Source organism: Flavobacterium microcysteis, from assembly GCF_006385255.1.
Classification (GTDB): domain Bacteria; phylum Bacteroidota; class Bacteroidia; order Flavobacteriales; family Flavobacteriaceae; genus Flavobacterium; species Flavobacterium microcysteis.
Genome location: NZ_VFJE01000008.1, coordinates 1 through 243, shown reverse-complemented (window position 1 = coordinate 243; position 243 = coordinate 1). Strand labels below are relative to the sequence as shown.

General features: G+C 50.2%; 1 rRNA gene. It reads right to left on the bottom strand.

The window, feature by feature from the left end:
* Positions 1–243, bottom strand: a 23S ribosomal RNA gene (locus tag FJA49_RS00005); the annotation flags it as partial.

Genomic DNA, 243 nt, shown 5'->3' with positions numbered 1-243 from the left:
TTCACGTGCCCCGCCCTACTCAGGATACCGCTATCCCTTACGCTCATTACTTGTACCGGGCTGTCACCGTCTTTGGCCCAACTTTCCAGATGGTTCTAATTCTTTACGCAGGAAATATCGCAGTCCTACAACCCCGGAAATGCCGTAACATCTCCGGTTTGGGCTAATCCGCTTTCGCTCGCCACTACTCACGGAATCACTTTTGTTTTCTTCTCCTCCGCCTACTTAGATGTTTCAGTTCAG